Consider the following 25,273-nt stretch of genomic DNA (forward strand, 5'->3'; position numbering starts at 1 on the left):
GCGGACCGCACCGCAGCACCGAACCGTTCACGTGACCGCCGCCGGGGGCGGCGTCGACTGAGGAGAGCGTCATGGGTGAGACCGCGGCACAGATCGAGCACATCTCCATTCGCGTGCCCTGGCACGACAGTGGCTGGAGGGGAACGATCTGCGCCGACCCGCACGGCAACGGCACCTGCGTGCTGCTCAAGAACATCGGCCAGAACCGCCGTGACGACCACGAGCAGCGCAGCGCCGGGCGGGACATCGCCGACCTGCCGCTCGCCGACGCTCCGCCCTGCGTGGCGGAACGGGCCACCTTCATGTCGCCCCGGGTGATCCCGTTCCAGCGCGCGCACCCCTTCACGCAGAAGTCGCCGGCCTTCGCGACGTTCCAGCCCACTGCGCAGACGATGCCGCCGTACTCCGCCCAGGCGGTGCCCTTTCGCTGGATGTCCCGCGAGGGAGCCAAGGCGGTGAACGAGGAGCGCCGGCTCGGTCTGCTGCCCGAGCTGGAGGAGCGGGTGGACACCATCACCGGCTGGGGAAACACCACATGGACGATGCACGGCGACAACCAGCGGGCGATCCTGGACGCTTTCTTCAGCTCCGTGCAGCCGGAGGGCAGCATCGTCTTCTTCTACGCCAAGCACAGTCCGCTCACCGACGACTCCCGCCGGCTGCTCGTCGGTGCAGCGATGGTCACCGCTGTCACGCCGACCGGGGCCTACCGCAGCAGCGGTGGAGAGCCCTTCCCGGCACAGATGTGGGAGACCACGATCGGGCACTCGCTGCGCCCCGACCAGCAGCGCGGGTTCCTCATGCCGTATCAGGCGCTGCTCGAGATTCGCGACCGGAAGGGCATCGACATCAGCGACGCCCTGGCCTTCGCGCCGGAGGGCGGCTGGGAGGCGTTCTCTTACGTCACCGAGCACGTCAGTCACGACCTCGCCATCGACGGGCTGCTCGCGTTGATGGCGGCGGGACGCGCCGCTCGACGGATCCTCGGGGACGAGGCGGGCGTGCTCGGCTTCGACTGGCTGGAAGAGCAGCTCAACCGGCTGTGGAAGCTGCGTGGGCCGCGTCCCGGCCTCGCCAGCGTCCTGGCCGCCCTCGGCGTCCCGCAGTACGTGACGTTCGCCCACATGGTGGCCGCGGGGACCGCCTCCGGTACCGATCCCTGGCAGACGCTCGAGGCGGCGATGGCGAACCCCGACCGGCTCGGCCTGACCGCGAAGACACACCTGACGCCCAGCCTGCGCGCCACCTGGAAGGCCCTCAGGCCCGAGCGGAGGCAACTGCTGCAACTGCTGAGCCGCTTCTCGCTGACCAAGGACCAGGCCGAGAGGTTCTTCGTGGTCGAGCGACGTGACCCCGCGCTCCACGACGACGACATCATCGCCAACCCGTACCGGCTGTATGAGGCCGATCGCGACCAGCCCGAAGGCGTACCTCTGGACGTCATCGACCGGGGGTGTTTCCCGGACGCTGCCCTCGCTTCCGCGTTCCCGCTGCCCAAGCCCAGTGCCATGGACGACGGCCTCGACGCGCGCCGGGTACGCGCTTTCGTCATCGACGAGCTGCAACAAGCGAAGGCGGCCGGGCACACGCTCCAGCCTCAGGTCGACGTGGTCAACAGCATCCGAGAACGGACGCTCAGTGCGCCCTGCCCGGTCACGGCGGACGTCCTCGACGCCCATTACCTGTCCGCGGCGAGCCTGCCTGCGGATGCGCCGCTGACCGGGGTGACCCTGCCCAACGGTGCGCCGGCCCTGCAGCTCGCCGACCTGACCCGGGTCGGGGACGTCATCCGCGAGCAGACCGAGCGCCGTCTCAAGGCCGCTCCCATCGCCGGCGCGCCCGACTTCGCGGTACGCCTCGACGTGCTGCTGGGTGCCATGGACGACACCCTCCCACAGGACGAACTGGACGCCGAGGAGCGTGCCCGGGCCGAGAAGGTGGCAGCCCTCAACACGCTCTACTCATCGCGGATCAGCGTCCTCATCGGCTCGGCGGGAACGGGAAAGACCACCCTGCTCCAGGTGCTGCGGCACACCGAGTCGGTGGCCGCCGGGGGAGTGCTCCTGGTCGCCCCCACCGGCAAGGCGCGGGTGCAGCTGGCGCAGCGGGTCGAGGCCCCGGCGGTCACTCTGGCGCAGTTCCTGATCTCGACCAAGCGGTACGACCCATGGACCGAGCGCTACCTGGTGACCGGCGACGTGCAGACCCGGTCCAAGAACTACAAGACCGTCGTGGTCGACGAGGCTTCCATGCTCACCGAGGAGCAACTCGCAGCACTGCTCGACGCGGTCACCGGGGTGCAGCGGCTGGTTCTGGTCGGTGACCCGCGGCAACTCCCGCCGATCGGGGCCGGTCGTCCCTTCGTCGACATCGTGCGTCGACTCGCACCCGACGACATCGCGACCCGCACGCCACGATGCGGGCCCGGCTACGCCGAACTCACCATTCCCCGCCGGCAGGTCGGCCAGGAACGCGATGATCTGGTCCTGGCCAGTTGGTTTGCCGACGGGGAGCTGTCCCCGGCGGCCGACCTGGTCTGGGAGCGGCTGCGAGCGGGCGAGCAGCTGCCGACGTTGCGCGCCGTCCGGTACGGCCGCGGCGAACTGTTCCCGACCCTGCTCGCCGTGCTACGGGAGGAGGTCGAGGAGATGAGGACGGCGTCCGACGAGGAACTGGCGACGGCGTTCGGCCGCAGCTACGGCGGCATGGTGTCCGCCAAGGGAAACCTCTACTTTCCGCCCGGCGCGGGAGGCCGCGCCGACGCGTGGCAGATCCTGTCACCGGTCCGTAGCCGGGGCTGGGGCACCATCGAGATCAACCGCGCGTTGAAGGACGCCTTCGGCGCTGGCGCCATCGAGCAGGCGGTCGGGCCGAAGCGGTGGAACGCCAAGCCGATCGGCCCGGAACGTATCGTCGTCGGCGACAAGGTGATCAACATCCGCAACCACCAGTTCAAGCAGTCGCGGATCTACCCCAAGGACGCGGAACGCTTCGTCGCCAACGGCGAGCTGGGTGTGGTGGTCGGTCAGACCCGCTCCAAGTGGGTCACCTGGCCGCCGAACAAGACTGAGATCGAGTTCGGTGGCCGACCGAAAGTGAAGTACGACTTCTACGACTGGTCCGACGACGCTCGCGCGCCGATGCTCGAACTCGCCTGGGCGATCACCATCCACAAGTCGCAGGGCAGCGAATTCGGAATCACCATTGTTGTGCTGCCTGCGGAGGCCGCTGGGCTGAGTCGGGAACTGCTCTACACCGCCCTGACCCGACAGAAGGGCAAGGTGATCCTGCTGCACGAGGCCGACCTCGACGAGGTCGCCAACCGGGGCTCAGCCGTCTACTCCGACACCGCAGGTCGCCTGACGAACCTCTTCGTTGCGTCCGAACCGATCCAGGTCGGCGAGGCCGTCGTCGACCGTGGTCTGGTCCACCGCACTGATCGTGGGGAACTGGTCCGCAGCAAGAGCGAGCTGTTGATCGCCAATCTGCTGCACGAGCTTGGCGTGTCCTACGACTACGAAACCCCGTTCACCGGCGCTGACGGCAGGACCGTTCGACCTGACTTCACCATCGACACGGACCTGGGGGAGAAGGTGATCTGGGAACACCTCGGGATGCTCTCCGACCCAAGGTACGCCGCGAAGTGGGCGCTCAAGAAGGACTGGTACGCCCGCAACGGAATCCGGCTGGCGGAGGATGGCGGCGGGGACCAGGGCATGTTGGTCGTGACAGACGATCGGGGTGGGGTGGACTTCCCGGCCTGGCGGAACCTCGCCCAGAAGGTTTTCGGTCTCTGACTCCGTGGGCTGCGGCTGACGCCGGTTGCTTTGTCGGACGTTGATTTGTTTCCTTGCCGGCTCGGGTGCCGGTCCAAACAGAGGGGGTCGAGGATGTCGCGGCAGCGGAGACCACGCTTCAAGGTCTGCTGGAGGGGACGAAGCAGTATCAAGTGCCGCTGTATCAGCGCACCTACTCGTGGACGAAGGCGCAGTTGACGCGACTGTGGGAGGACGTGCGCAAACTCGCCGAGGACCGGGTGGACAACCCAGGAGCCACGCACTTCATCGGCTCGCTGGTGCTCGCGCCCAGCCCCGCGAACGGTCCAGCGGGCCTCGCCGAGTTTCTGGTGGTCGATGGCCAGCAGCGGCTGACCAGCCTGACCACGAACTCGGTGACCTCTGGCCGGCGACGATCTACCCGAGCGGAAAGTTCGAGGTCGTGTTCCAGCACCTGAGCGTCCGGCCCCGTTCGGGAATGTCGCCCCTGCAGGAGGAGCTGCGCCAGCGGCTGAACCAGTTGCCGGGGGTGGACATCGCCGCCGCCAAGATCGCGCTTCGGCCCGGGTTCCCGCTGACGGTCCTCACCGACTCCGACGCCCGGGACGCCCTGCTCGACCACCTGCGCTGGTTCTACGACCAGGCCCAGGCGTCCGCCTCCGACGAGCTGATCATGGTCTAAGCTCCGGCACCGACACTTACGGTTGTACAGCGCCCCGCCCGGGGCGCTGTACAACCGGCTCGCCTGCCGTGGCGCGCAGTGCCGCCGCCGTCGACCCCCACCCGGGAGGTTTGCTCGTGCCTCAGCTCGCCTTCGCCAACACCTTCTGGGAGAGCTTCGACGTCCTGGAGAAGCCGGTCAAGGCCGGCGTACGCAAGGCGATGGCGAAGTTCCAGCAGCTCACCATTGCCGAACTGCACGCCGACAAGGGCCTGCACCTGGAGTCGGTGAACAACGCCCGCGACCCGCGAATGCGGACCATCCGGATCAACGACTTCTGGCGTGGGGTGGTGCTGGCGCCTGACGACGGCAGCGACACGTTTCTCCTGCTGAACGTCGTCCCACACGACGGCGCGTACACGTGGGCGGCGAAGCGCCTCTACACCGTCAACACGGCGACTCGGGCACTGGAAGTCCGTAACGTCGTCGCCCTCGAGCAGCTCACACCGGCGCTGGAGAAGGCAGCGGCGCAGGCGCCGACGCTGCTGTTCGCCCGCCATTCCGACACGGTGCTGCGCCACCTCGGCATCGACGACCAGGTGCTGCGAGCCGTCCGGACGATCATCGACAAGCCCCAGCTCGAAGCGTTCGGCACGTTGCTCCCCGAGGACCAGTTCGAGGTTTTGCAGTACCTCGCCGAGGGCTTCTCCCCGGATGACGTCTACCGCGACCTCGTCGCCGAACGCCGGCCGGCTGCCGCGACGCCGGAGCCGAGCGAGAGCCTGGCGGCGGCGATCGCCAACACCACCAGCCGCATCATGCTGGTGACCCGGCCCGACGAGCTGGCCGAGATCCTCGACAAGCCGTTCGCCGCCTGGCGGGTGTTCCTTCACCCATCGCAGCGACGGCTGGCGTACCGGGTCTCCCACAAGGGGCCGGCGCAGGTGACGGGTGGTCCGGGAACGGGCAAGACGGTGGTCGCCCTGCACCGGGTCAAGCACCTGCTGTCCCGCTCGGCCGACCGTCGGGTGCTGCTCACCACGTACACCAATGCCCTGGCCGCCGCCCTGCGGGAGAACCTGGCGCTGCTCCTCGGCGACGAGAAGCAGCTGGCGCGGGTGGAGGTGACCACGGTCAACGCCCTCGCCAACCGCACGGTGCGCACTCTCGCCGGGCGAGTGCCCACCCCGATCGGGGACGCGGACGAGCGACAGGTCTGGCGCCGGGTGTGCCGGCGGCTGACCCTGCCCTGGACCGAGCAGTTCCTCGTCCAGGAGTACCGGCACGTCATCCTCGCCCACGACGTGCGCAGCCGCGAGGAGTACCGCGAGGTCAGCCGGCGGGGGAGAGGGTCGGCGCTGGGCCCGCGACAGCGTGACCGGGTGTGGGACGCGGTGGAGATGTTCTCCGCCGAGCTGGCGGCGGCCGGCACCATCACCCACCTGGAGGTGTGCGCGCGAGCCGCGCAACTGCTCGGGGAGGCCGACCTGGGCGTCCGCGGCTTCGACCACCTGGTGGTCGACGAGGCCCAGGACCTGCACCCCGCCCAGTGGCGAGTCCTGCGCGCCGCGGTGGCGCCCGGTCCCGACGACCTGTTCATCACCGGTGACCCGCACCAACGGATCTACGACTCCCGGGTGTCGCTCGGCGCTCTCGGCATCTCCGTCACGGGGCGCAGCAGCCGGCTGCGTATCAACTACCGCAGTACCGAGGAGATTCTTTCCTGGTCCACCGGCGTGCTGGTCGGGTCGCGAATCGACGACCTCGCCGGTGAGGGCGAGGACAGCCTCACCGGCTACCGCTCACTGCTGCACGGCAAGCGGCCGCAGGCGAAGGGCTACCCGACAAGCCAGGCCGAGGTCGCCGGGCTCGTGGCCCGGGTGCGGGAGTGGCTGGCGCAGGACGTGCAGCCGAGCGAGATCGCGGTCTGTGCACGCTTCAACACGACCCTGGGCACGGTGCGCGACGAGTTGGCGGCGGCTGGGATTCCGTCGGTCTGGGTGCGGGACCATCCCGGGGCGGAGGCCGACGGGGTGCGGCTGGCCACCATGCATGCGATGAAGGGTCTGGAGTTCCGAGCAGTCGCCGTCGTCGGCGCCACGGCACGGGCCGTGCCTTTCGCGAAGGAGATCACGCCGCCCGAGGTGGACTTGTTGCAGCACGAAAGCGACATGCTCAGAGAGCGCTGCCTTCTCTTTGTCGCCAGCACGCGGGCGCGAGAGGCGCTATGGGTGTCATGGAGCGGAGCGCCCAGCCCGTTCCTGGATTTCGCCGCCGCCGGCAGCCCGCCCAGGTGACGACGTCACCGGCGCTCCCGAGTGGTGTGGACCCGTCTAAAGTCTCACCCGTGGATCAGGCGGAGATGGTGGTGGTGCAGGAGTCGGACCGACCTGGCGGACCAGTTCGGGTCGGCGCGGTGTTGTCAAGAAGCCGCGGGAACTATCAGGTCCGCTGGCACGACGACGGCACCGAGGAGACGGTCAAGATCGGTGGCCGGAATCAATTCGCCCCTCGCGGCTCGTTGCGTCACCAGTTTCTCCTGGACCGGGCATCGGCGACGACCATGTTCGAGGAGGACCCGACCGCGATGGTCCTACGACTCCTTCGGGAGTACGACTCGGGGCTGACCCGCACCAAGATCAAGGAGAAGCTGGATGCGCTCGGCCTCGACCTTGACCGAGATGGTGCCCGCTGGAGGCTTATCGATCGGTTCCTTACTAGCAGCGACGATGTGCAGATGACCGGTACGGGGGTGGCGGCGACCTTCAAGTGGAAGCCACCCAAGAGGCGCCGCACGGAGCTCCCCGGACAGTCGGACGTAGTGCCCACCTTGCCCCTGGCCGACCAGCAGGATCGTGCGACGGCAATACCGGCGCCCGCCGTCGAGAAAGGCCCAGTCGAGCAGGGTGTCCACGATGCTCGGCAGATCAGTCAGCCCTCGGATAAGTCGCCAACGCCGGAACAGCCGGAGTTCCCAGGATCCCCTTCAAAGGACCAAACTCTACCGGCGACGAATGAGCGGCAGACCGTCGTGGCAAAGGCGGCGTCCCTGCCTGGTCGGCTGGCCGGAGCGACCGGCGAGGACAGCTCCTGGCCTTTGCCGTACTACCTTTCGAAGCCCCTCGCGGTCGGTGCCCAGCTCGGACGACTGAACGATCAGCAGTTGGAAGACCTCATCACTGACCTGGAAGAACCGGACGCCGCAGCCGCCGGTGCTTTATTGCTTGCTTTGCCCCGGCAATCTGCCGTGGTTGGTCGTGTCACCGCTCTCAGCCACGAAAGCACGACACTGCTTCTGACCTCGGCGGCCGCGGAAATTCAGGTGTACTCAGAGCCAGACCCAGACGTCATCACCGCGGCTGCCGCACTGCTACGCCAGGTCTGCAAGGTCGATAACGTGTCGACGGGGGCAATCTCGCCGCTGATCACCCTCGCGTCAATCGTTGCCGCCAAACATTCCCAGGATGCCGTGCCGGTGATCGACGGTGTTGCGTTGAAGCTTGGCCGCCTTCTGCCGTTGATGTCGCGCGACGAGCGCAACGCCGTCGACCTCGACCGTCTCGCACCGCTCGTCGCGCGGCTTCCGTTCACCCGCGCCGGGGGACGTGCTGCCCTCATCGCCGCCGTGGGCAAGGTACGGGTCAAGAGCGTTCTTCACGACGCCTGGTGGGCGGGCGCCACCCTGGATGACCTTGCTGGCTGCGCCACCGGCGTCCTCGGCGCGGTCACGTCACTCCCGGAGGTGGCCGCCCGCTACCTTCACCCGCTCGTGCTGCGGGAGCTGGCTGTCACTGAGTCCCGACGACGCTTGACCTTCCTGCTCGGCCTACCTGGTGAGTTCGTCGCCGGACTTCCCTCTGACGCGGTTGTCGCCGCCTTTCACAGGGTCGCCGCAGGCGACCCTGTGGTGGCTGGGTGGACAGGCGCGCTGGGGCAGGAGCAGCGGGTGGAGACGCTGCGTCGCGCCGCCGAGCAGGCGGCGGCGGCCGTAGCGACAGCTGACCAGCGTGCCGAGGCGGCTGAGGGCCGAGCTAGTGCTCTGGCGGACCGGTGTGCGCAACTGGAAGAGACCCTGCGGGCGGAGCATCGTCAGACTTCTTCGCTCCGGTCCGCGCAGGACCGGCAAATTCAGATCGACGTGATCCGTTCCTTGGCCGACCTCGCCGCCGAAGTGGAGGAGCTCGCGGTCGAGCAGACAGCCTCAGAGACTCTGGTCGAACGCGTACGGGCGCTTGTCTCGGCACAGGCACTCGAGCCGATTGGCCAGGCCGGACAGAAACTGACCTTTGATCCGACCGTTCATGAACCCATCGTCGGTGTTCCCACCGCTGGGAGCGCAGTTACGGTCATCCGACCTGGATACCACTGGCACCCGTCCGGTGAGGACATTCTCATCGAGAAGGCGCTGGTGACTACGACCTAGGAGCATTCATGGGGGGAGCCCACGGCCACGCCGTCGGGGTCGATTTTGGCACGTCCACGTCTTTAGTGGCCACGCGGGCGGGTCGCCGCCCCGTGGAGATCGCGCCGCTCGGCCGTACGACCCGATGGTTTCCCTCCCTGGCGGGCTACCGTGGTGAAACGCTGCTGGTCGGGGAGGACGCCGACGCGCTTCCGAGCGACCAGGTGATCCGGTCCATCAAGCGGGCGATCACCGACAACCAGGAGACGGTCTCGTTGCCCGGCCCGGACGGGCTGCGAGCTGTGTCAGCCGATGACGTCATGATCGCCCTTCTCGCCGAGATCGGTGAGCGGTCCGCCAGGGCGGGCGAGCCACTGACCGCCGATCGCGAGTTTCGGCTGGGTTGTCCGGCCATGTGGGATGGGCCGCAGCGGCACCGCCTGCTCGACCTGGCCGCAAAGGCTGGCCTGCCGGTAGACGACTCGGCTCTTGTCGACGAACCGATCGCTGCCGGCATCGCCTGGGTGACCCACCGATTCCTCGCGCACGGCGAGCGACCGGAGGGCCGCCTACTAGTTTTCGACATGGGCGGCGGCACCCTCGACATCGCGGTCCTCGACGTGGTGGGCGGCGCTCACCCCGAGATCTCGGTGCTGACGGCACTCGGCACCGCCTACGCCGGCGACGCGCTCGACCACGCGATGGCACGGGACCTCCTTGAGGACCTGGGCGCACGCGGCGTCGACCTGGAGGCCGTGCCGCACCCGGAGTTGCTGCGAGCGCTTGTCCTCCGTGCCGCCCGCGACGCCAAGGTCAGTCTTTCCCGCCTGCCTGAACACCGCATCGTGCTGCCGTCCCGCCAGATCGGGCAGTTGCCGGTTTTGACCTACAGCCGAGAGCAGTTGGAAGAGGCATTTCGGGAGCAGATGGATAGTGCGGAGCAACTGGTATGGGCCGCGCTGCGGGCCGCTCAGCTCACTGAACGTGACAGCCGGTCGCCGTCAGAGCTACGCGCGATGGGTCCGGCCGAGCTAAGTGGCGACATCGACTACGTGCTGCTTGCCGGGGGGATGAGTCGCATCCCGTACGTCGAGCGGCGCATCGGCGCGCTGTTCCCGAACGCCCAGGTATTCGACAACGCCGGAGTGCAGCCCGACGAGGCGATTGTCGCAGGGCTGGCCGATACCGCCAGCTACGAGCGGCTGAACCTGCACCGCCCGGGGTTTGACTTCGTCGTCGAGTGGGAAGAGGGCGGTCAGGTACGGCAAGAGACCTTATACGCTGCGTATACCCCGTTTTACGAGCCATGGCAGGTGCTTAGCGGTCAGTCCAATCTCGGATATGAACGTCGCGACCGAGACTTCCCAGGTCCGCAGCACGGCATTGGTCGGCTGCGGGTGCGCGCCACCAGCGGCGAGCCGCTCGGCCTGAAGTTCGACGGTCAGGTCATGGACGGGTTGAGCCTGAACTTTGGCCGCCGGATGATCTTCAAGCTCTACTGCGACGGGCGGATCCTCATCCAGCACGGGTCGGGCAGCAGGATTCAGATGCGGGTCGACCGATGGCCGGTGATCCGTGGTCGTGACCACGCACAACTGGTGCTGCGCAGTGCCGAGGAGTCGGCACCGACGCCTCCTACTCCCTGGTACATGGAGAAGGAGTGGGCTCCGCCGATTCGATGAGGGCGATGGCGACGGCGGTCAGCGAGATCTCCAGCTCTTGACGGCTCGCCAGTTCGTGATGGATCTCGGCGCGGCGAGCACGAAGATTGCGGAGCCGCCCCTCGTAGAGCCGGATGATGGTCGGCCCGCGTCCGTCAACACGCAGTCGCGCGAGCAGCTCGTGGGCCTTCTGAATCTGAATGTCCAGCGACCCCTGTCGGGCCAGGATTCGTCCGTCGACAAGAGCGGCGTTCTCCTGCCGCCGGGTCCGCTCGGTGTCCCGATGCCGAACGGCGAGGTGCTCCTGCGCCTGGTGCCACACCTCATACAGTTCGGCAGGCGGCGTCGGCGTGCCGTCCCGGAGTCTGCCTTCGGCCAGGGCGGTGAGCACAAGGTCCCCAACTTCGTGGTCTGGACGGCGCGTGTCAAGGTCGATCGCCGTCGCCCACAATTCGAGCAGTGGCCGGAGCCCTGACGTTTCAGCAAGGTCCAACATGACCAGATACCTCTTACCCGCTGGGAGTGCCGGTACGGCCATCGATCCAAACCGTGGCAGCGCCAGCGTCTCGTCGTTCAACACCTCAAGAGCGAGCTTGACGAGCGGGTGCCGGCCAGAGAGGAGTTCGACGTCGTACTTGCTGGCTGCCTCCGGCTGGAACGTGCACTCCAGCGGAGTCTCGCTCTGCAGCAGAGCCGCGAGCTTCGACCGGCTGTGCTTGCTTCCGCCGTCGCCTACCCGGCTTGATCGCAATCGCTCGGCCAACTGGCTGGAGCCAATGATGTGGAAGATGCCACTCTTGTTCGGCTTGCGGCGGCGGCCTCCGACCCGGTCGAAGAGCTCATCGAGCATCCGCTGAATCTCCGCTGGGCCGATGAAGCGTCCGTTTCCGGGCCCGGTCTCGGTGAGGCCCTCGACAAGTAGACCATCGAGTCCGGAAAGCTGCGCCTGAGAAGCGCGCAGCTCGTCGGTCTCGTGGGAGCGCTGTTGAATTGCGACCTCGATCCGGTCGACTTCGCGCCGACGGCCCGCCGCGTCGAGTCTGGGGTCGAGCAGCCGTTTGGTGATGTCGCCGAGCTGGTCACGCAGGATGGGTTCGAGTTCGCCGATAGAACTCTCGAACACGCCGATCCGGTCGTAGAGCCGCTGGAAGATGTCCGTCTCGATCGTTCCGGGCACGTGCATGTTGTAGATGAAGATCTTCTCGTGCTCCTGGCCGAAGCGGTCGAGCCGGCCGATGCGCTGTTCCACGCGCATGGGGTTCCAGGGCAGGTCGTAATTGACTAGGACATTGCAGAACTCGAAGTCGAGACCCTCCGAGCCGACCTCACTGAGCAGGAGAATCTCGAAACGGCCGTCGCGAAACTCCCGCATAATCTTTTCTCGGTCTGCCATTGGCACACCGCCGTGCATCACCCGCACGCTGAAGTGCTTCCCGAGGCGGCCGGCCAGATAGGAGAGCGTGCGCCGGAAGAACGAGAAGATCATCACCTGCCGTAGTTCCGCCGCGCGCACCTTGAGCAGTTCGGCCAGGAGCTGCTCGTACTTGCTGTCCACCGGTACCGGACGCGCGAGCGTCGGTAGGTCGAGCAGATCAGCCAGATCTGGGCCGATCTCCTCCTCGGCGTCGTCGACCTCCTGCCGGAAGAGCTCCGGGCTGCGCTCCCGCATCAGTTGTTGTGAGGCCGGGATGCAACTCGCCGCCTGGCGTAGCGGCATCTGCATGGCGAAGCCTGGCGGGGTGTTCATCTCCAAGGCCCGGCTCATGTACCAGGCGTAGACCGAGTCATAATAGTTCTGCTCCTCGACTGTCCACTCCACGTCGATGTTTCGAGGATCGCGTACGGCCTTCCGATCGGGTACGTCCGCCTTCCGGGTCCGGGTCAACACGCTGCCGAGGACGTTCAGGTCTGCGAGCAACCGACGAGCCCGGGCAACCTCATCGTGGGTGAGTGGCCTGTCGACATCGAACAGAGCGCGGAGTAATTGGTAATTGGGGCGATCGGTGACGGTCGACCCGAATTGGAGAGCGTCGAGCTCGGCGAGTTGACGTACCAGCTTCCGGGGTGTTCGCCTACCTTCCGTGAGTAGTGACCGTGCCACCCCGTTCAAAATCTGATTGGGCTCAAGCTGCGCCTCGAAGATCGCATGGTCGCCGAAATGCCCCTCGTCGAGGAGATTCATCAGATTGAAGAGATCCTTGTTGCCAAGGTTGAGTGGCGTGGCGGAGAGGAAGATCAGGTAATCAGACCAGTCCGCCAGCAGTCGCCCGAGAGCGTGTGACTTGCTGTCGCTGTTCCGGAGATAGTGCGCCTCATCGATGATAACCAGGTCGAAGCGCGGATGAAGATCGTTGAGCTTCTCGAGAACAGCGTCGGCCGAGCGCAGCGACTCGAGGGAAACGACGCCCTGTAGGTTTGGCTCGTCACCGTCGGCGAGCCTGTCCGCGAAGTTCGCTAGGTCGCGGGGTCGAAGTATCTCGAGAGGGCGATCGAACCGGCGTCCCATCTCGGTCTTCCACTTGAGCGTCAGCACAGCGGGGGACACGACGAGGACCCGCTCGAGTCGGGACCGCTGTTCAAGCTCGCTCCAGATGAGACCAGCTTCGATCGTCTTACCGAGACCGACCTCGTCCGCGATCAGGAGGCGTCCCGAGGATGCGGTGAGAACCTTCAAGACCGGCTTAAACTGGTACGGCCGGAAGACTGTCTTGCTGGATGCGAACGAATAGAGGGTGTCGGTGAGCGGGTGGCGCAGCTTCGTCCAGGTCAGCGTCAGCGACAGACCCTTCGCGCCGACGGGAGCTTGGGACAGCCAGAAGGCGGCATCACGCGGGTCGCCCTCGACAAGGACGAGTGCCTCCTCGCTGTAGCGTTTGATGTCGCCGTGCATGTCGACCTGATACTGGTAGCTCCCGGCCGCTGGTAGGACCTCCTTCACGCGCCCTACGCTGCGGGCGCCACCCCGGGTACGCACCATGTCCCCACGGTTGAACTTCGCTCGGCCAGCGAATGGATCTGCACCCACCCACAACGTGTCGTAGACCGCCCCGGCCGTCACGAGATGGCCGTCCTCGGCGTATCGCCTTCGGTCACTCGCTGCATCCGTTGGTGCCCTACCGGTGGCCACAACCATCGCGTGCCAGGAGCCGGTTCGATTGAAGGCATAGGCGCCGCAGTGAAGGAGTCTTGTGAGCGGACCATCGGAGGATCCACGGACGTCGCCCGCGATGGTGCTGACGATGTCGCGATGATGGTCGGGTATCTGACCAACGACGAGGCAGCAGGCCGGCTGCAGTCGAGCCAACCAGTCATATCCGTGTTGCGGCGGCTCATACCGAAGGTCGTCGTCGGGCACGGCTCGTCCCCCGTCCTACCCGAATGCGCAGAGTCCCCCGATCCTGCTGGAGGGGATTGCCAATGTAACGGTCCGGTCGTCCAGAAGAGGCTCCACCGTTGGTGCAGAGACTCCGCTTGAGGGAAGAAGATCTTCTTCCGGTTCCAAGGACAGCAAGCGGTCCGGGCCTTACAGCGACGGCCGTGTCAAGCCCACCTCTCGGCAAACCTGATCTCGTTCCCGTCGTCTCGGCCAGGTGTTCCGCCGATGCTGACCGGCGATGGGAGGCGGCCGGTGTGGCCGTGGTGCCAGAACGGGAAGATCGCCGCCTCCCTTGTGCCGTAAACAAACGCCTCACAACACTGCTAAGCCTGCCGACGTCGGTCATTTGTTGGGCCGACCCTGGCGGCTCCGCCTCGCTCGGAGCTCTGTTTGTCTATCGAAGTGCGTTGCGATCCACGGCATCGGTGAACGCGTTCCAGGCCTGCGGACTGAATGTAAGGACGGCACCCAGGTTGTCCTTGGAGTCCCGAACGACCACGACGCGGGGAAGATTCATAGCGACCTCGACGCAGGCGCCGCCGTTGTCGCCGCTGCGGGTGCTCTTGCGCCAGACGGCGCCGGTCAGGTCAGTCATGCCGCATCTCCCCGGAGATCCTCTTGATCATGTCTTTCGATTCTGCCTCGCCGAGGGCCATCGCATCCAGCCCTCCCCAGACGCGTTCGTACGCAGCTAACTCGTCAGGCTTGTCGAGGTAGAGCGCCCCGGTCAGCGACTCGCTGTAGACGACCGACGGTTCCGGGGCTGCTCTGCCGCCCTTGGTGGGCGGGAAGTCGAGGATCATGACGGTACCGGCGACCGCGCCGGGGTGTGGCCCCGCAGCCAGTGGTAGCACTCGGACGGACACATTCGGTAGCTCTGACACCCTGAGGAGGTGGTCGAATTGCGCGGTCATGACGTTGGGGCCGCCGACCGTGCGCCGAAGCACTGCCTCTGACAACACCGACTCCAGCCGTGGCGCTGGAGGAAGCCGCCGGACGAGTAGCGCCTGCCGCTGAAGCCTTACTTGGACGGCGCGCTCCCTCTCCTCGTCGCTGAGGATCCTGCCGCGCCGGATCAGCGCGTCGGCGTAGCCCTTGGTCTGCAGGATGCCGGGGATCAGAGACTCGTCGAAGCCTCTGAGCCGCGAAGCCGCGGATTCCAGGCCGACGTACAGCTCGAACCAGCTCGGCACCGCATCGCCGTACGCGTGCCACCAGCCCTTCGACTTCGTCTCCACGGCCAGCCCACGCATCGCCTCGGTCATCTCGGGCGACACCCCGTACAGCTCGCACATTGCCTTGACGTCGAGCACCCGAACCGAGCCTTGGCCGCATTCGAGGCGCCAAATCTTCTGCCGGCTGTATTCGAGGGCTTCGGCGGCGGCGTCGAGTGTCACCCCGGCCTCGTTGCGGAACTGTCGCAGCAGCCGGCCGAGTTGCCGGCGCGGCACGGTCGATCCGATGTCGTCGGGCATCCGCACACTCCCTGGTTCCATGGCGCAACGCTGCGTGACCTGCTCCTGCAACTCCTACGGGTTTCAGCAAAGAAAGTCAATGCACAACGGCGAAAGTGCGGTTTAGAACGTTGCGTTTCCACTGCGGACTGTCGCAGGCTGATCACAGCACGGCGGCCGTCCGGTCCCCCCGAACGGCCGCCGTGCTTCCCCGAACACCCTCGCCCCTCCGCGTCAGGAAGGCAGGCAAACATGAACGCCAAGAACCAGCGACCAGGGACGGCGAGTGGTGGTGCGACCTACCGCTCTACCGCGTACACCAGTCTGTTGCCGTGGCAGGTGCGCGAGCGCCGCTTTCCACCGACCGGGCTCGGACGTCGCGGTTTGAACCCCGACGACGTGTACGCCTTCCTCGACCGGGTCGCCGTCGACATGGCCGCGGTCTACGCCGCTCTCGCCGAGAGCCGCCTCGAGACGGCCCGGATCAAGGCCGGCCTGCGTCGCCGGCAGGCCGACCAGGCCGGCACCCGCAACGAGCGGGGCCAGGACCGATGAGCCAGCGGTACGTCATCCACCTGCCCGTCGTTGCCACCGATCTGCCCGCCGCGCATCGCCTGGCCCGGGTCATCGGCCGGTGGATGCTGGTGCTGCCGATGGCTGACCCGGGGGAGACCACCGTCTCCGAAGAGGACCATCAACTCGTCCGGCACCGGGTCTTCTGCGACCTGCGGATGCCAGCCGGCCGGCGCTGCCTCCTGCGCGACGGCCACGACGGCGACTGCTCCCGCCGCCTGCGTCGATGAGGGGTGCGAGGCCGGCGACAGGCAGAGCTGGAAGCAGCGGGCGGGTCACCATCGACGAGGACGCGGCGGACGTGGGACAGGTAATCGCAGGCGAGCAGCGGTGCGAGAGCCCGACCACACCGGTGGGAATCGTGGCGGCGTACGTGGCATGCTGCTGGCCATGCGTCAGCCCGGGAGCGTGGTCTCCGTCATCAACTACAAGGGCGGCGTGGGCAAGACGACGTTGACGGCGAACATCGGGGCGGAGCTGGCGACGCGCGGCCTCACCGTACTCTTGATCGACCTGGACCCGCAGGCGAGCCTCACGTTCTCCTTCTACCAGCCGCACCAGTGGGAGCAGGAACTCGCCGACGAGCGCACCATCCTCCAGTGGTTCGGCGACGTGCTCGGCCACGGTGGCTCCCAGCCGCTCGACCCGTACGTGGTGACCCCGCCCGCCGTGAACGACGTGATCGCCCACAGCGGCTCGGGCCGGCTCGACCTGGTCCCGTCGCACCTCATGCTGGTCGACGCCGACCTGGATTTCGCCTACCAATTGGGCGGCTCCCGGTTTCAGCACGGCAGTCCGCGCTATCTGCCGCTGCACCGAGCGCTGGCCGACGCGCTCGACGGAGAGGCCTTCCAGGCGTACGACGCCATCCTGATCGACTGTCCGCCCAACTTCACGATGGTCACCCGCACCGGGATCGTCGCCAGCGATCACATCCTGATCCCGGCCAAGGCGGATTACCTCTCCACGCTCGGCATCGACTATCTCCGCAAGAAGCTCTCCGAACTGGTGCGGGACTACAACCGGGTCGTGGGCGCCGTTCCGCAGATCAATCCCACCATTCTCGGTGTCGTTCTTACGATGATCCAGTACGCCGGCACCGGGCCGATCATCGCCCAGCGCAACTTCATCGAACAGCCCAGCAGCGTCGAGCTGCCGGTGTTCCGGCAGATGATCCGGGACAACAAGACACTGTTCGCGCCCGCAGGCGAGCACGGGATACCCGCCGTCCTCCTGCCGAACGCGAACCCCACCGTCCAGTACGAACTGCAGCAGCTCGCCAGCGAGTTTCTCGCCCGGATCCGGAACTAGGAGCACCCGTGACCAGCCCAGCCGACCTCAGCCACGCCGTACTTGTGCGGGTGGCGGAGTTCCTCCGTACGCTTCCGGCGGACCGACTGGCCGCGCTGGCCGACGGGTCCGCCCGGCTGCAGCTCGCGGCGACCGGCGCGACCGCCGCGACGTCCGACCGGCCGGCGCGGCCGTCGGTGGCGCCCAGGAGCAGGGGTACGGCGAAGGCCGCGCCGGCGCCTACCGTGGAACCGGAGAAGGTCCGCGCTGATCTGGCCGCGATCGACGACCGGGCGGCCGCCGGGCGCTACCTCGACGACCTGCGGCTGACCGTGCCGCAGCTCAAGGCGCTCGCCAATAACCTCGGCATCGCCGTGCCGAGCCGGGCGACCAAGGCCGACGTGCGGCGCGACATCGTGCAGTGGACGGTCGGGCGGCGGCTCGACTCCTCGGCGATCAGCAGGCCGGCGCCGGCCCGCGGCTGATCGCAGAGCCGGCTCAGTCCGTCGCGTCCAGCACTCGGCGTACCTCGTCAAGGACCGCATCCCACGACGCGCGCGGCGCCGCGCCGCGTAGCTGGCCGGCGAGGTGGTCGGCGAGCCGGCGGACCGCTCGGTCGGTGAACGGTGCAGCACCCTCGTCTGCGGCCGGTGGCCTGCGCTGCGGTGGCACGGTCAGCGGCAGCGGATCGGCGACACAGACGATGTCCAGATATGCCGTGGTACGGGTCAAGGCCACGTAGAGCAGCCGGTGCCCGCGATCGTCCTCGGCCACGATCTGTTCCGGCTCGACCACGACCACCGCGTCGAACTCCAGCCCTTTCGCCTCCTGCGGACTCACCAGGTTGACCGAGCCGCCGAGCTCACCGCGCTGCGCGCTGCTCCAGCCGACGCCGTTGTCAGCCAGCGCCGCCTCCACCTCGCGGCGACACCGTGCCGGGCAGACGATCCCGACGAAGGCGCCCTTCTCGGCGTGAGCGGCGGCCAGGGCGACCACCCGCCCGGCCCGCTCGGTCAGCGAAACCCGGTGGATTCCGGGCTCGGCCGGACCCGTCCGCACCACCTCCGGGGGCGTCACGCCGGCGGCGGCCACCGGCAGCAGCCGGGCGGCGAACCGGTACGCCTGTGCGGGTACCCGGAAGCCGTACCGCAGCGGGGCGATCACCACAGGATGGACCGCAGGCAGGTGATCGGTCACCTCGGCCCAGTCGTCACGGGCCCACGAGCCGGTTGACTGAGCGAGATCCCCCACCAGGGTGAGCGAGCCGCCCGCGCAGCGGCGGCCGACGGCCCGCAGCTGCATCGGCGACAGGTCCTGTGCCTCGTCGATCACCACGTGCGCGTACTGGCGTCCCGGACCGTCGATGAGCCGCTCCAGCTCGTCGAGGAACTGCAGGTCCGCCGCGGACCAGACCTCCTCGGAGAGCCGGTCCGCGCCCTGGCGGTGCAACTGGCGGACCTCCTCAGCGGTGAACTCCGTGCCGGCCGCGGCGCTCAGCCGTGCCCGCGAGCCGAACAGGTCGCGCAGGAACGCCGCCGCCGACTGCTGCGGCCACAGCCGCTCGACGAGATTCGCCACCGCCGGCACCCCGGCCGCGTCGACGCCGGCGCGTTCACTGACCAGGTGGTTCACCCGGTCCCAGAACAGGCGGCGCTGCTCGGAGTACGGCAATTCCGCCGCGCTCGCCACCGCCATCGCCTCGGCCAGCTCCGTTCCGGGCACGGTGACGAACCGCCCGCCCAGCAGGAGCCGTTCGGCAGGCTCGGGCACACCCACCCGGTTGCGCAGTGCGCGGGAGAGCAGGCCGGCCAACCGTGCCTCGCCCTTGAGCCGGCTCACCTCGGCCGGCTCGGTCCGGCCGCGGCGTACGTCGGGCGCCAGCCGGGCGACGTCACGCATCAACACCTCGGCGTCGCCCAGATCGGGCAGCACCCGGCCGATGTAGCGCATGAAGGTCGGGTTCGGTCCGACCACCAGCACGTCCTCCGGTGCGAGGTCGGGGTTGTTGAAGAGCAGCCAGGAGACGCGGTGCAGGGCGACTGCGGTCTTGCCAGTGCCCGGCCCGCCCTCGATCACCAGCACCTGCTCCATCGGCGCCCGGATCAGCTCGAACTGGGCCGCCTGGATCGTTGCCACGATGTCGCGCATCTCGCCGGTACGCGCCCTGGCCAGTTCGTCGAGCAGGCGCTGGTCAGGCCCGTCGATCGCGGCCGCGAGCTGGGCGAAGAGCACGTCGGTGAAGTCCTGGATCGTGTTGCCGGCGCACTGGTAACTGCGCTTGCGTACCAGGCCCCGAGGGTCGACATGGCTCGCCTCGAAATAGGGTGCGGCCGCCGGGGCCTGCCAGTTCACGATCAGCACCTCGCTGCGCTCGTCGAGCACGACGTGCCGGCCGATGTAGAGCACATCGTCCGACTCGTCGTCGATCCGGCCGAACGCCACCGCCTCGTCGTTGTCGCCGAGGGCTTCGGCGGCCTTCCCGGCGTACCGCTTCAGGTGCACGGCGGCACCGGGGTGCGCCGCCGCCGCGGTCACCTCGGCCAGCCCGTCCCGCCGGCGGGCCCGATGTCGGGCCGCCGCGTCGAAGAAGGTCTGCTCGCTGGCGATCTCCGGCGACTTGCTGCCCACGTATGCTCCTGACTCCGGCGGAACCGCCACACCCTATCCCTGTGAACGGCGCAGGCGGATCCACCGGGACTGCCATCGAGTTCCGGCATCCCCGACAGTCAGCAAGCTCTGGCTCGCCTGCTGAGTTGGCTGTCCGACCAGGTCGTCGTCAACCTGAACGCCTCCGACCTCGTCGGCCGGCGGGTCACCGAGGCCCTGCGGAAGCCGGACCGGAGCAACCCGGACGGCAGCGGCCGCTGGCCCCGGCTCATCGGCCGGAGCCAGCGGCGAGAGCGGCGGAAGTCAGCCGGCGAGCGGGCTGAAGCTGCGGCCGTCGAGCACGTTGATGAGCTCGTCATCGCGGGTGACCTCGTAGCCGCGCTCGCGCAGCTCCGCCACCAGCTCCCTCTCGTGGTCGATCGGGATCTCGAGGAAGTCACCGTTGTGCGCGGTGAAGTGGCGCTTGCCGAACCGGTCCTGGAGGTCCTCGGGGAGCAGCTCGAACGCGCGCTCGGTGACCATCGGAGGCCAGTCGCCCTCCACGACCGTACCCAGCTCGTTGATCTCGAAGGGCAGGTCGTCGGGGTATCCGTCCTCCGGCTCGTAGTAGTCCGGGCCGGCGGGGTTCCACAAGTGGGTCATCTGGACCTGGCGGGCTTCTCCCCAGGTGCGGGCGGCTGCGAGCGCCTTGATCTCCTTGGCCTCCTCGGCGGCGGTGGTCGCGTCGGCGAGGGCGAGACAGTCGTGCAGCTGCGCGTGGCCGTAGACCAGGCGCCGGGTGTTCGGGTGGTGCGTCGTCATGGAGGACATCCTGCCGCAGTGGTACGACTTCCAAGATCGGCTTACGGACGGGGAAGGATCCACCGGTCGGGTGGCCGTTAGGCTTGCCCTTCCTGGCCTCGCCGCGAGAACCGTCAGGCGGTGACCGTCGTCGGCCCATCGGTGGGGCGAGCGCCGGCCGCGGCGACGAACGTCGACCAAGCCGAGGACGTATAGGTGAGCACGGCTCCGGCCTGGTCCTTCGAGTCGCGTACGGCAACGATGCCGGGGAGGTTGTCGGCGACCTCGACGCAGGCGCCGCCGTTGTCGCCGCTACGGGTGCTCGGCCCCTGTGCCCGCCGCCTGCGCCGCTGACCCGGATTCGCCCGATGGGGATGAGGCAGGGTCACCCCCTGTCCCAGGAGGCTGTCGAAGTACCAGTTCGCTCGGCACCCGAGAGGTGAAGTGTGCGATAGCGGCCCATTGAGGTCAGGGGCCCGTAACTGGCGGTTCGACGGCGATCGGGCCGGAGAGGAGAATCAGGTGGAATACGAGGATTTCATCAACGCAGTGGCCACGCGGCTGAAGGTGTCGACCGATCAGGCGGCGACACTCACCAGCGCCACGTTGGAGACATTGGCGGATCGGATCAGCGCCGGCCAGGCTGAGGACCTTGCCTATCAGCTTCCCGACGGGCTCGACGACAACCTGCGCAAGCCGCCACCGCACAGAAGGGATGAACACGCCAAGCCATTCGGGTTCGACGAGTTCGTGCGGCGGGTGGCGGACCACCCGGCCGTCGACCGTGCGCTCGCCGGTGCCGGGGTCCGCGCGGTGCTCACCACGCTCCGTGAGGCTGTTACCCGTGACGAGTTCGAGGACGCGATGGCCCAGCTTCCGAAGGAGTTCCGGCAGGTGACCGAGCCGGTGGGCGCCGGTGGCCGGCAGCGCCGCGGGTAGCACGCACGGACCCCGCGACGCACCCCAACTGGTCACTGGTGAACTACGCCGAATTTCTCGAAGCGGTGGGGAAGCGGGCGCGAATGCCGGCGTCGGAGGCGGCGAACGTCGTCGGAGCCACGCTGACGACCGTGGCGGAAGGGGACAGTGGTGGGAGGGACGAGCGGAACGCTGAGGGGGTCCGCGCCGTGTTGGCGACCCTGCGCGAGGCGGTGAGCGCGGACGATCTCGAGAACCTGGAATCCGAACTGCCGAAGGACTTCCGGCGGCTGCTGCGTCCGGTGGGCCGCAGCGTCGGGGCCTGAACCCGAGCCATTTCCTGGCCCGATCCGGGTACGGTGCGCGGGTGGAGGTTGGATTCGCCCCGCCCGTCTCCGGCTCGTGGGCCACACCGGACAACATGATCCATGTCGCCCGCCGCGCCGAGCAGCTCGGGTACCACTCGCTCTGGACGTTCCAGCGGCTCCTGGTGCCCGCCGACCTCGCGTGGAGCGAGACCTACCACAGCGTCCAGGACCCGCTGACCACGCTGGCGTTCCTGTCGGCCCACACCACGCGGATCCGGCTCGGCGTCGCGGTGCTCAACATGCCGTTCGTCTCTCCGGTGCTGCTGGCCAAGCAGACCGCGACCCTCGACATCCTCGCCGGCGGACGGCTCGACGTGGGACTCGGCCTCGGCTGGGCGGACGAGGAGTATCAGGCGGCGGGGGTGAGCAAGCATCGGCGGGGCCATCGGGCCGAGGAGTTCCTCGCCGTTCTCCGCGCTCTCTGGCAAGACGGCGTTGCCGAGCATCGCGGCGAGTTCTACCAGATCCCGCCGACGCGCCTGGAGCCAAAACCCGTGCAGCGGCCACACCCGCCGATCCTGCTCGGCGGCCAGGCGCCCGCCGCGCTGCGCCGGGCCGGCCGGCTCGCCGACGGCTGGGTCAGCGGCAGCCAGGCGGACCTGACAGGCATCGGCGAGGCGGTCGCGACCGTCAAGGCCGCCGCCGCGGAGGCCGGCCGCGATCCCGGCGCACTGCGCTTCGTCTGCCGCGGCGCGGTCCGCGTACGGCCGACGAGCCCGCCCGGGCGCGAGCCGCTCACCGGCACGCTCGAGCAGATCCGGTCGGATCTCGGCAGACTCGCCGAAGCCGGCATCACGGAAGTGTTCGTCGATCTCAACTTCGATCCGGAGATCGGCTCACCCCGCGCCGACGCGCAGGCGTCGCTGCGCCGGGCCGACGAGGTGCTCGACGCCCTCGCTCCGACCCACTGACACCCCGGTCGGCGCTCACCCGGCCGGGTCGGCTGCCGCGTCCGCCGCAGACCACGCCGACCACCCGGTCACCGCGATCGCGATCACCGGCCCGGCTGGTGGCTGTTGGACGTACTGCGGGTACTTGTCGGCCAGCGCCGCGCGGGCCGCGGCCTCCTCCGCGCGGTCCTCCACCAGCCGACCGTGCCCGTCCAGACGGACCCACCACAGCCGCGACCAGTCCTCGTCGTACTCGTCGATGAGCAGGCAGGCATGCCCCGTCGCCTGGATGTTCTCCACCCGGCGCAGCCGCCGGTGGCGCTTGGGCTTCTCGTCCACGGCGTGGTAGACGACATCGTCGAGCAGGACGAAGCACACGGGCACCAGGTGGGGACGCCCATCCGCCCGGACGGTGGTCAGCCGGGCCACCCGGGCCGACCCGACCCGGTGCCGGATTTCGTCGGCGGGCACGGGCCCGACGGTAACAGCCGGCACCCGTCATGGTGACTCGTCGTTGATCGTGAGGGTATGTCGGTGCTGCAGGCGGGTATGCCCTGCCGACCCGAACCCGGGGGAGGCGTGATGGCGAGCGAGGCGCCCGACTACTTCCAGCCCGAGGCTGGGCTGGTGCTCACGCACCTGCTGATCGTGCGGGACGTGGACCGTTCCCGGGAGTTCTACCAGCGGGTGCTGGGCGCGACGGTGGTGCGGGAACGCCAGCCGGCGATCCTGCGGTTCCACAACAGCTACATCGTGATCAACGACGAGGGTGGTCCGACCGACGACAAGCCGGGTGTGCAGGCGAAGGCGCCGCCGGATCCGAACACGCTCAGCAGCGCGATGAACGTCCGGGTCACCGACGTCCGGGCGGTCTACGAGCAGTGGCGGTCACGGGGTGGGGAGTTCCTGACCGAGCCCAAGGATCATGGCGTCGAGATCCGGTGCTACCTGCGCGATCCGGACGGCTATCTGATCGAGCTGGGCCAGGGCACGGGGATCCTCGCCGGGATGGGTCGAGCAGCCGCCGCCTGAGCGACCGACACCGGGGAACCCAGTCCGGACCCGCCATCGTGATCGGGCCCCTGGTGATCAGGCGGTGGGTACGGTGAACGTCGTGGAGGACCTCGGCGCGAAGGTCTCGTACCTCGCGCTTCGCGTCGGCACCCCGGTCTACGACGTCGACTCGGCACCCGTCGGCGTGGTCGAGCACGTGCTGACCGACGAACCGAAGGACATCTTCCACGGCATCATCGTGGCACCGCCAAGGCCGGACCAGTCCCACCGCTTCGCCCACCGGGAGCAGATCGCCGACCTGTACGAGCGGGGGGTCGTGCTGTCGGTACCCGGTGCCGAGATGCACGAGCCGGGCGAGGACACGCCGGCCAGAAGGGCCGAGGCCGCGGGTGACGACCCGGTGCAGGTGGGCCTCCGCCACGCCTGGGAGTGGCTGAGTCGACCACGCTGAACCTGACGGGCCTGCCGGACGGCCAGGTCTCAGGCTGATCGGGCAGTGTCGGTGATGTGCGCAATTACGGCCGAGTAGTCCTGGTCGCCAAGGCCGGCCTCCTGGGCTGACGCGACCCACTGCCGTGCGGCCGTCGCGACCGGCAGTTCGACGCCTGCCGACTCGGCGGCCGACACGACCAGATCGGCGTCCTTACGGGCGAGTGACAGCGCGAACCGGAGCGGGAACTGACCCGACTCGATCGCTGGCCGCCGCCGATCCGCTTGCGAGCCGACGGGAGTCGCGGACAAGACCTCAAACGCTGTGTCACGCGGCAGTCCAAGCCTATCCGCGAGGGCGAGCGCTTCACCGAGAACAGCGAGCACTCCGAAGAGGGTCGAATTGGCGACGAGTTTGGCCGCCGCGCCGGCACCGAGCGGTCCGACATGCGTCGGCGAGCCAAGCGCGCCCAACACCGGCATCCACTGTTGGGCAAGCTGCTCCGGCCCTCCGACGAAGATCCGCAGCGAACCCGACTCGGCCTCCGAGACGCTGCCCAGCACCGGCGCATCGAGCAGGCCAACACCATCCGGCAGCATCGCGGCCAACCGACGCACCGCGGGCGGCCCGACCGTGGACATCTCAGCGAGCGTCGTCGACGCGGTAGCACCGGCGAGGATGCCCTGCGGGCCCTCGACCACCTCTCGCAGCGCCGCCGCGTCGGACAGCATGGTGATGACCAAATCAGCCTGGCGGGCAGCCTCTGCCGGACTGTCGGCAGCGACCGCGGCTGACGTATGAGGCGACCGCTGTCGATGTCTCGCGTCGGCCGAGCCTTTGAGGACAGACGATGCGTTGCGACCGTGAGCGCGGTACGCGGGCAGGTAGAATCCCCATGGGAGGGGCGACAGGGCCGAAGAGCGATGGAGCCCGGATGGTGGCGAGACGGGTCTTCCTGAGACTGGTCTTCACGGTGGGCGGCGGGCTGATGACCGTTTTTCCGCAGGACCTTGACTCGATCGATGCCGCGGTTGTCGACGACCTCCGCCAACGGACGCAGCGGCTGCGGGTAT

The 25,273-nt window shown here is 68.2% G+C and carries 22 protein-coding genes and 1 pseudogene; 15 read left to right on the plus strand and 8 right to left on the minus strand.

Annotation, left to right across the window (positions count from 1 at the left end; translation table 11 throughout):
* The first annotated feature begins 71 nt into the window (after positions 1-71).
* From ACGGAQ_RS22260 to ACGGAQ_RS22285, 6 genes are all read left to right on the plus strand, one after another.
* Positions 72-3,797, plus strand: a complete 3,726-nt coding sequence (locus tag ACGGAQ_RS22260) for an AAA family ATPase (protein WP_393052105.1) — start codon at positions 72-74, stop codon at positions 3,795-3,797.
* 152 nt (positions 3,798-3,949) lie between these two features.
* Complete coding sequence (locus tag ACGGAQ_RS22265) at positions 3,950-4,234, plus strand: DUF262 domain-containing protein (protein ID WP_393052107.1); 285 nt, start codon at positions 3,950-3,952, stop codon at positions 4,232-4,234.
* A 20-nt stretch (positions 4,235-4,254) separates the two neighbouring features.
* Positions 4,255-4,458, plus strand: a complete 204-nt coding sequence (locus ACGGAQ_RS22270; RefSeq protein WP_393052109.1) for a hypothetical protein — start codon at positions 4,255-4,257, stop codon at positions 4,456-4,458.
* Positions 4,459-4,574: 116 nt separating this feature from the next.
* A complete protein-coding gene (locus tag ACGGAQ_RS22275) occupies positions 4,575-6,734 on the plus strand; it encodes a UvrD-helicase domain-containing protein (RefSeq protein ID WP_393052111.1) in 2,160 nt (719 codons plus the stop codon).
* Positions 6,735-6,784: 50 nt separating this feature from the next.
* Positions 6,785-8,860 (plus strand): hypothetical protein, encoded by a 2,076-nt coding sequence (locus ACGGAQ_RS22280; protein WP_393052113.1) that lies wholly within the window; start codon positions 6,785-6,787, stop codon positions 8,858-8,860.
* Between the two features lie 92 nt (positions 8,861-8,952).
* The gene (locus ACGGAQ_RS22285; RefSeq protein ID WP_393052115.1) at positions 8,953-10,521 is read left to right on the plus strand and encodes an Hsp70 family protein; all 1,569 of its coding nucleotides are present in this window, start codon (positions 8,953-8,955) and stop codon (positions 10,519-10,521) included.
* On the opposite strand, the gene ACGGAQ_RS22290 is transcribed toward ACGGAQ_RS22285, so the two are convergent.
* The 3 genes from ACGGAQ_RS22290 to ACGGAQ_RS22300 all read right to left on the minus strand — a co-directional run bounded on the left by ACGGAQ_RS22290 (position 10,475) and on the right by ACGGAQ_RS22300 (position 15,351).
* Positions 10,475-13,855, minus strand: coding sequence for a DEAD/DEAH box helicase (locus ACGGAQ_RS22290; RefSeq protein ID WP_393052117.1), 3,381 nt, complete (start codon positions 13,853-13,855; stop codon positions 10,475-10,477). The genes ACGGAQ_RS22285 and ACGGAQ_RS22290 overlap by 47 nt on opposite strands.
* Before the next feature lie 415 nt (positions 13,856-14,270).
* Complete coding sequence (locus ACGGAQ_RS22295; protein WP_387261684.1) at positions 14,271-14,471, minus strand: DUF397 domain-containing protein; 201 nt, start codon at positions 14,469-14,471, stop codon at positions 14,271-14,273.
* Positions 14,464-15,351: a helix-turn-helix domain-containing protein gene (locus ACGGAQ_RS22300; RefSeq protein WP_393052119.1), complete on the minus strand. Its 888-nt coding sequence runs from the start codon at positions 15,349-15,351 to the stop codon at positions 14,464-14,466. Before ACGGAQ_RS22300 ends, ACGGAQ_RS22295 begins: the two co-directional genes overlap by 8 nt.
* A gap of 231 nt (positions 15,352-15,582) precedes the next feature.
* On the opposite strand from ACGGAQ_RS22300, the gene ACGGAQ_RS22305 reads away from it, so the two are divergent.
* The 4 genes from ACGGAQ_RS22305 (at position 15,583) to ACGGAQ_RS22320 (ending at position 17,678) form a co-directional block, all read left to right on the plus strand.
* Positions 15,583-15,885, plus strand: a complete 303-nt coding sequence (locus ACGGAQ_RS22305; protein WP_393052121.1) for a DivIVA domain-containing protein — start codon at positions 15,583-15,585, stop codon at positions 15,883-15,885.
* Positions 15,882-16,133 (plus strand): hypothetical protein, encoded by a 252-nt coding sequence (locus ACGGAQ_RS22310; RefSeq protein WP_393052123.1) that lies wholly within the window; start codon positions 15,882-15,884, stop codon positions 16,131-16,133. The genes ACGGAQ_RS22305 and ACGGAQ_RS22310 overlap by 4 nt, the downstream gene beginning before the upstream one ends.
* A 160-nt stretch (positions 16,134-16,293) precedes the next feature.
* On the plus strand, positions 16,294-17,214 hold the full coding sequence (locus tag ACGGAQ_RS22315; protein WP_393052125.1) for a ParA family protein: 921 nt from the start codon (positions 16,294-16,296) through the stop codon (positions 17,212-17,214).
* A gap of 8 nt (positions 17,215-17,222) precedes the next feature.
* The gene (locus ACGGAQ_RS22320; RefSeq protein WP_393052127.1) at positions 17,223-17,678 is read left to right on the plus strand and encodes a hypothetical protein; all 456 of its coding nucleotides are present in this window, start codon (positions 17,223-17,225) and stop codon (positions 17,676-17,678) included.
* 13 nt (positions 17,679-17,691) lie between these two features.
* Here the strand turns inward: ACGGAQ_RS22320 and ACGGAQ_RS22325 are convergent, their stop codons facing one another.
* From ACGGAQ_RS22325 to ACGGAQ_RS22335, 3 genes and pseudogenes are all read right to left on the minus strand, one after another.
* Entirely contained in the window at positions 17,692-19,821 is a 2,130-nt protein-coding gene (locus ACGGAQ_RS22325) for a HelD family protein (RefSeq protein WP_393052129.1), read from the minus strand.
* 282 nt (positions 19,822-20,103) lie between these two features.
* Entirely contained in the window at positions 20,104-20,601 is a 498-nt protein-coding gene (locus ACGGAQ_RS22330) for a hypothetical protein (RefSeq protein WP_393052131.1), read from the minus strand.
* Between the two features lie 113 nt (positions 20,602-20,714).
* Positions 20,715-20,903: pseudogene (locus ACGGAQ_RS22335) on the minus strand (DUF397 domain-containing protein); the annotation flags it as partial.
* Between the two features lie 199 nt (positions 20,904-21,102).
* Here ACGGAQ_RS22335 and ACGGAQ_RS22340 point away from each other — a divergent pair.
* From ACGGAQ_RS22340 to ACGGAQ_RS22350, 3 genes are read left to right on the plus strand one after another with little or no spacing between them, the layout of a single operon-like run.
* The gene (locus ACGGAQ_RS22340; RefSeq protein ID WP_393052132.1) at positions 21,103-21,519 is read left to right on the plus strand and encodes a DUF2267 domain-containing protein; all 417 of its coding nucleotides are present in this window, start codon (positions 21,103-21,105) and stop codon (positions 21,517-21,519) included.
* 38 nt (positions 21,520-21,557) lie between these two features.
* Positions 21,558-21,824 carry a DUF2267 domain-containing protein gene (locus tag ACGGAQ_RS22345; protein WP_393052134.1) on the plus strand — a complete coding sequence of 89 codons (267 nt, stop codon included), beginning with the start codon at positions 21,558-21,560 and terminating at the stop codon, positions 21,822-21,824.
* Positions 21,825-21,865: 41 nt separating this feature from the next.
* Positions 21,866-22,777, plus strand: coding sequence for a TIGR03619 family F420-dependent LLM class oxidoreductase (locus tag ACGGAQ_RS22350; protein WP_393052136.1), 912 nt, complete (start codon positions 21,866-21,868; stop codon positions 22,775-22,777).
* A 15-nt stretch (positions 22,778-22,792) separates the two neighbouring features.
* Here ACGGAQ_RS22350 and ACGGAQ_RS22355 read toward each other — a convergent pair whose 3' ends face one another.
* Entirely contained in the window at positions 22,793-23,227 is a 435-nt protein-coding gene (locus ACGGAQ_RS22355) for a TIGR03668 family PPOX class F420-dependent oxidoreductase (protein WP_393052138.1), read from the minus strand.
* A gap of 111 nt (positions 23,228-23,338) precedes the next feature.
* Between ACGGAQ_RS22355 and ACGGAQ_RS22360 the strand changes: the two genes are divergently transcribed.
* Positions 23,339-23,788, plus strand: a complete 450-nt coding sequence (locus tag ACGGAQ_RS22360) for a VOC family protein (RefSeq protein ID WP_363935736.1) — start codon at positions 23,339-23,341, stop codon at positions 23,786-23,788.
* Positions 23,789-23,861: 73 nt separating this feature from the next.
* On the plus strand, positions 23,862-24,221 hold the full coding sequence (locus ACGGAQ_RS22365; RefSeq protein WP_393052140.1) for a hypothetical protein: 360 nt from the start codon (positions 23,862-23,864) through the stop codon (positions 24,219-24,221).
* Between the two features lie 29 nt (positions 24,222-24,250).
* Here ACGGAQ_RS22365 and ACGGAQ_RS22370 read toward each other — a convergent pair whose 3' ends face one another.
* The gene (locus tag ACGGAQ_RS22370) at positions 24,251-25,111 is read right to left on the minus strand and encodes an NAD(P)-dependent oxidoreductase (RefSeq protein ID WP_393052399.1); all 861 of its coding nucleotides are present in this window, start codon (positions 25,109-25,111) and stop codon (positions 24,251-24,253) included.
* Positions 25,112-25,273: the final 162 nt, after the last annotated feature.

Origin of the sequence: Micromonospora sp. NPDC047557 (assembly GCF_043205095.1) — a bacterium.
GTDB lineage: Bacteria > Actinomycetota > Actinomycetes > Mycobacteriales > Micromonosporaceae > Micromonospora.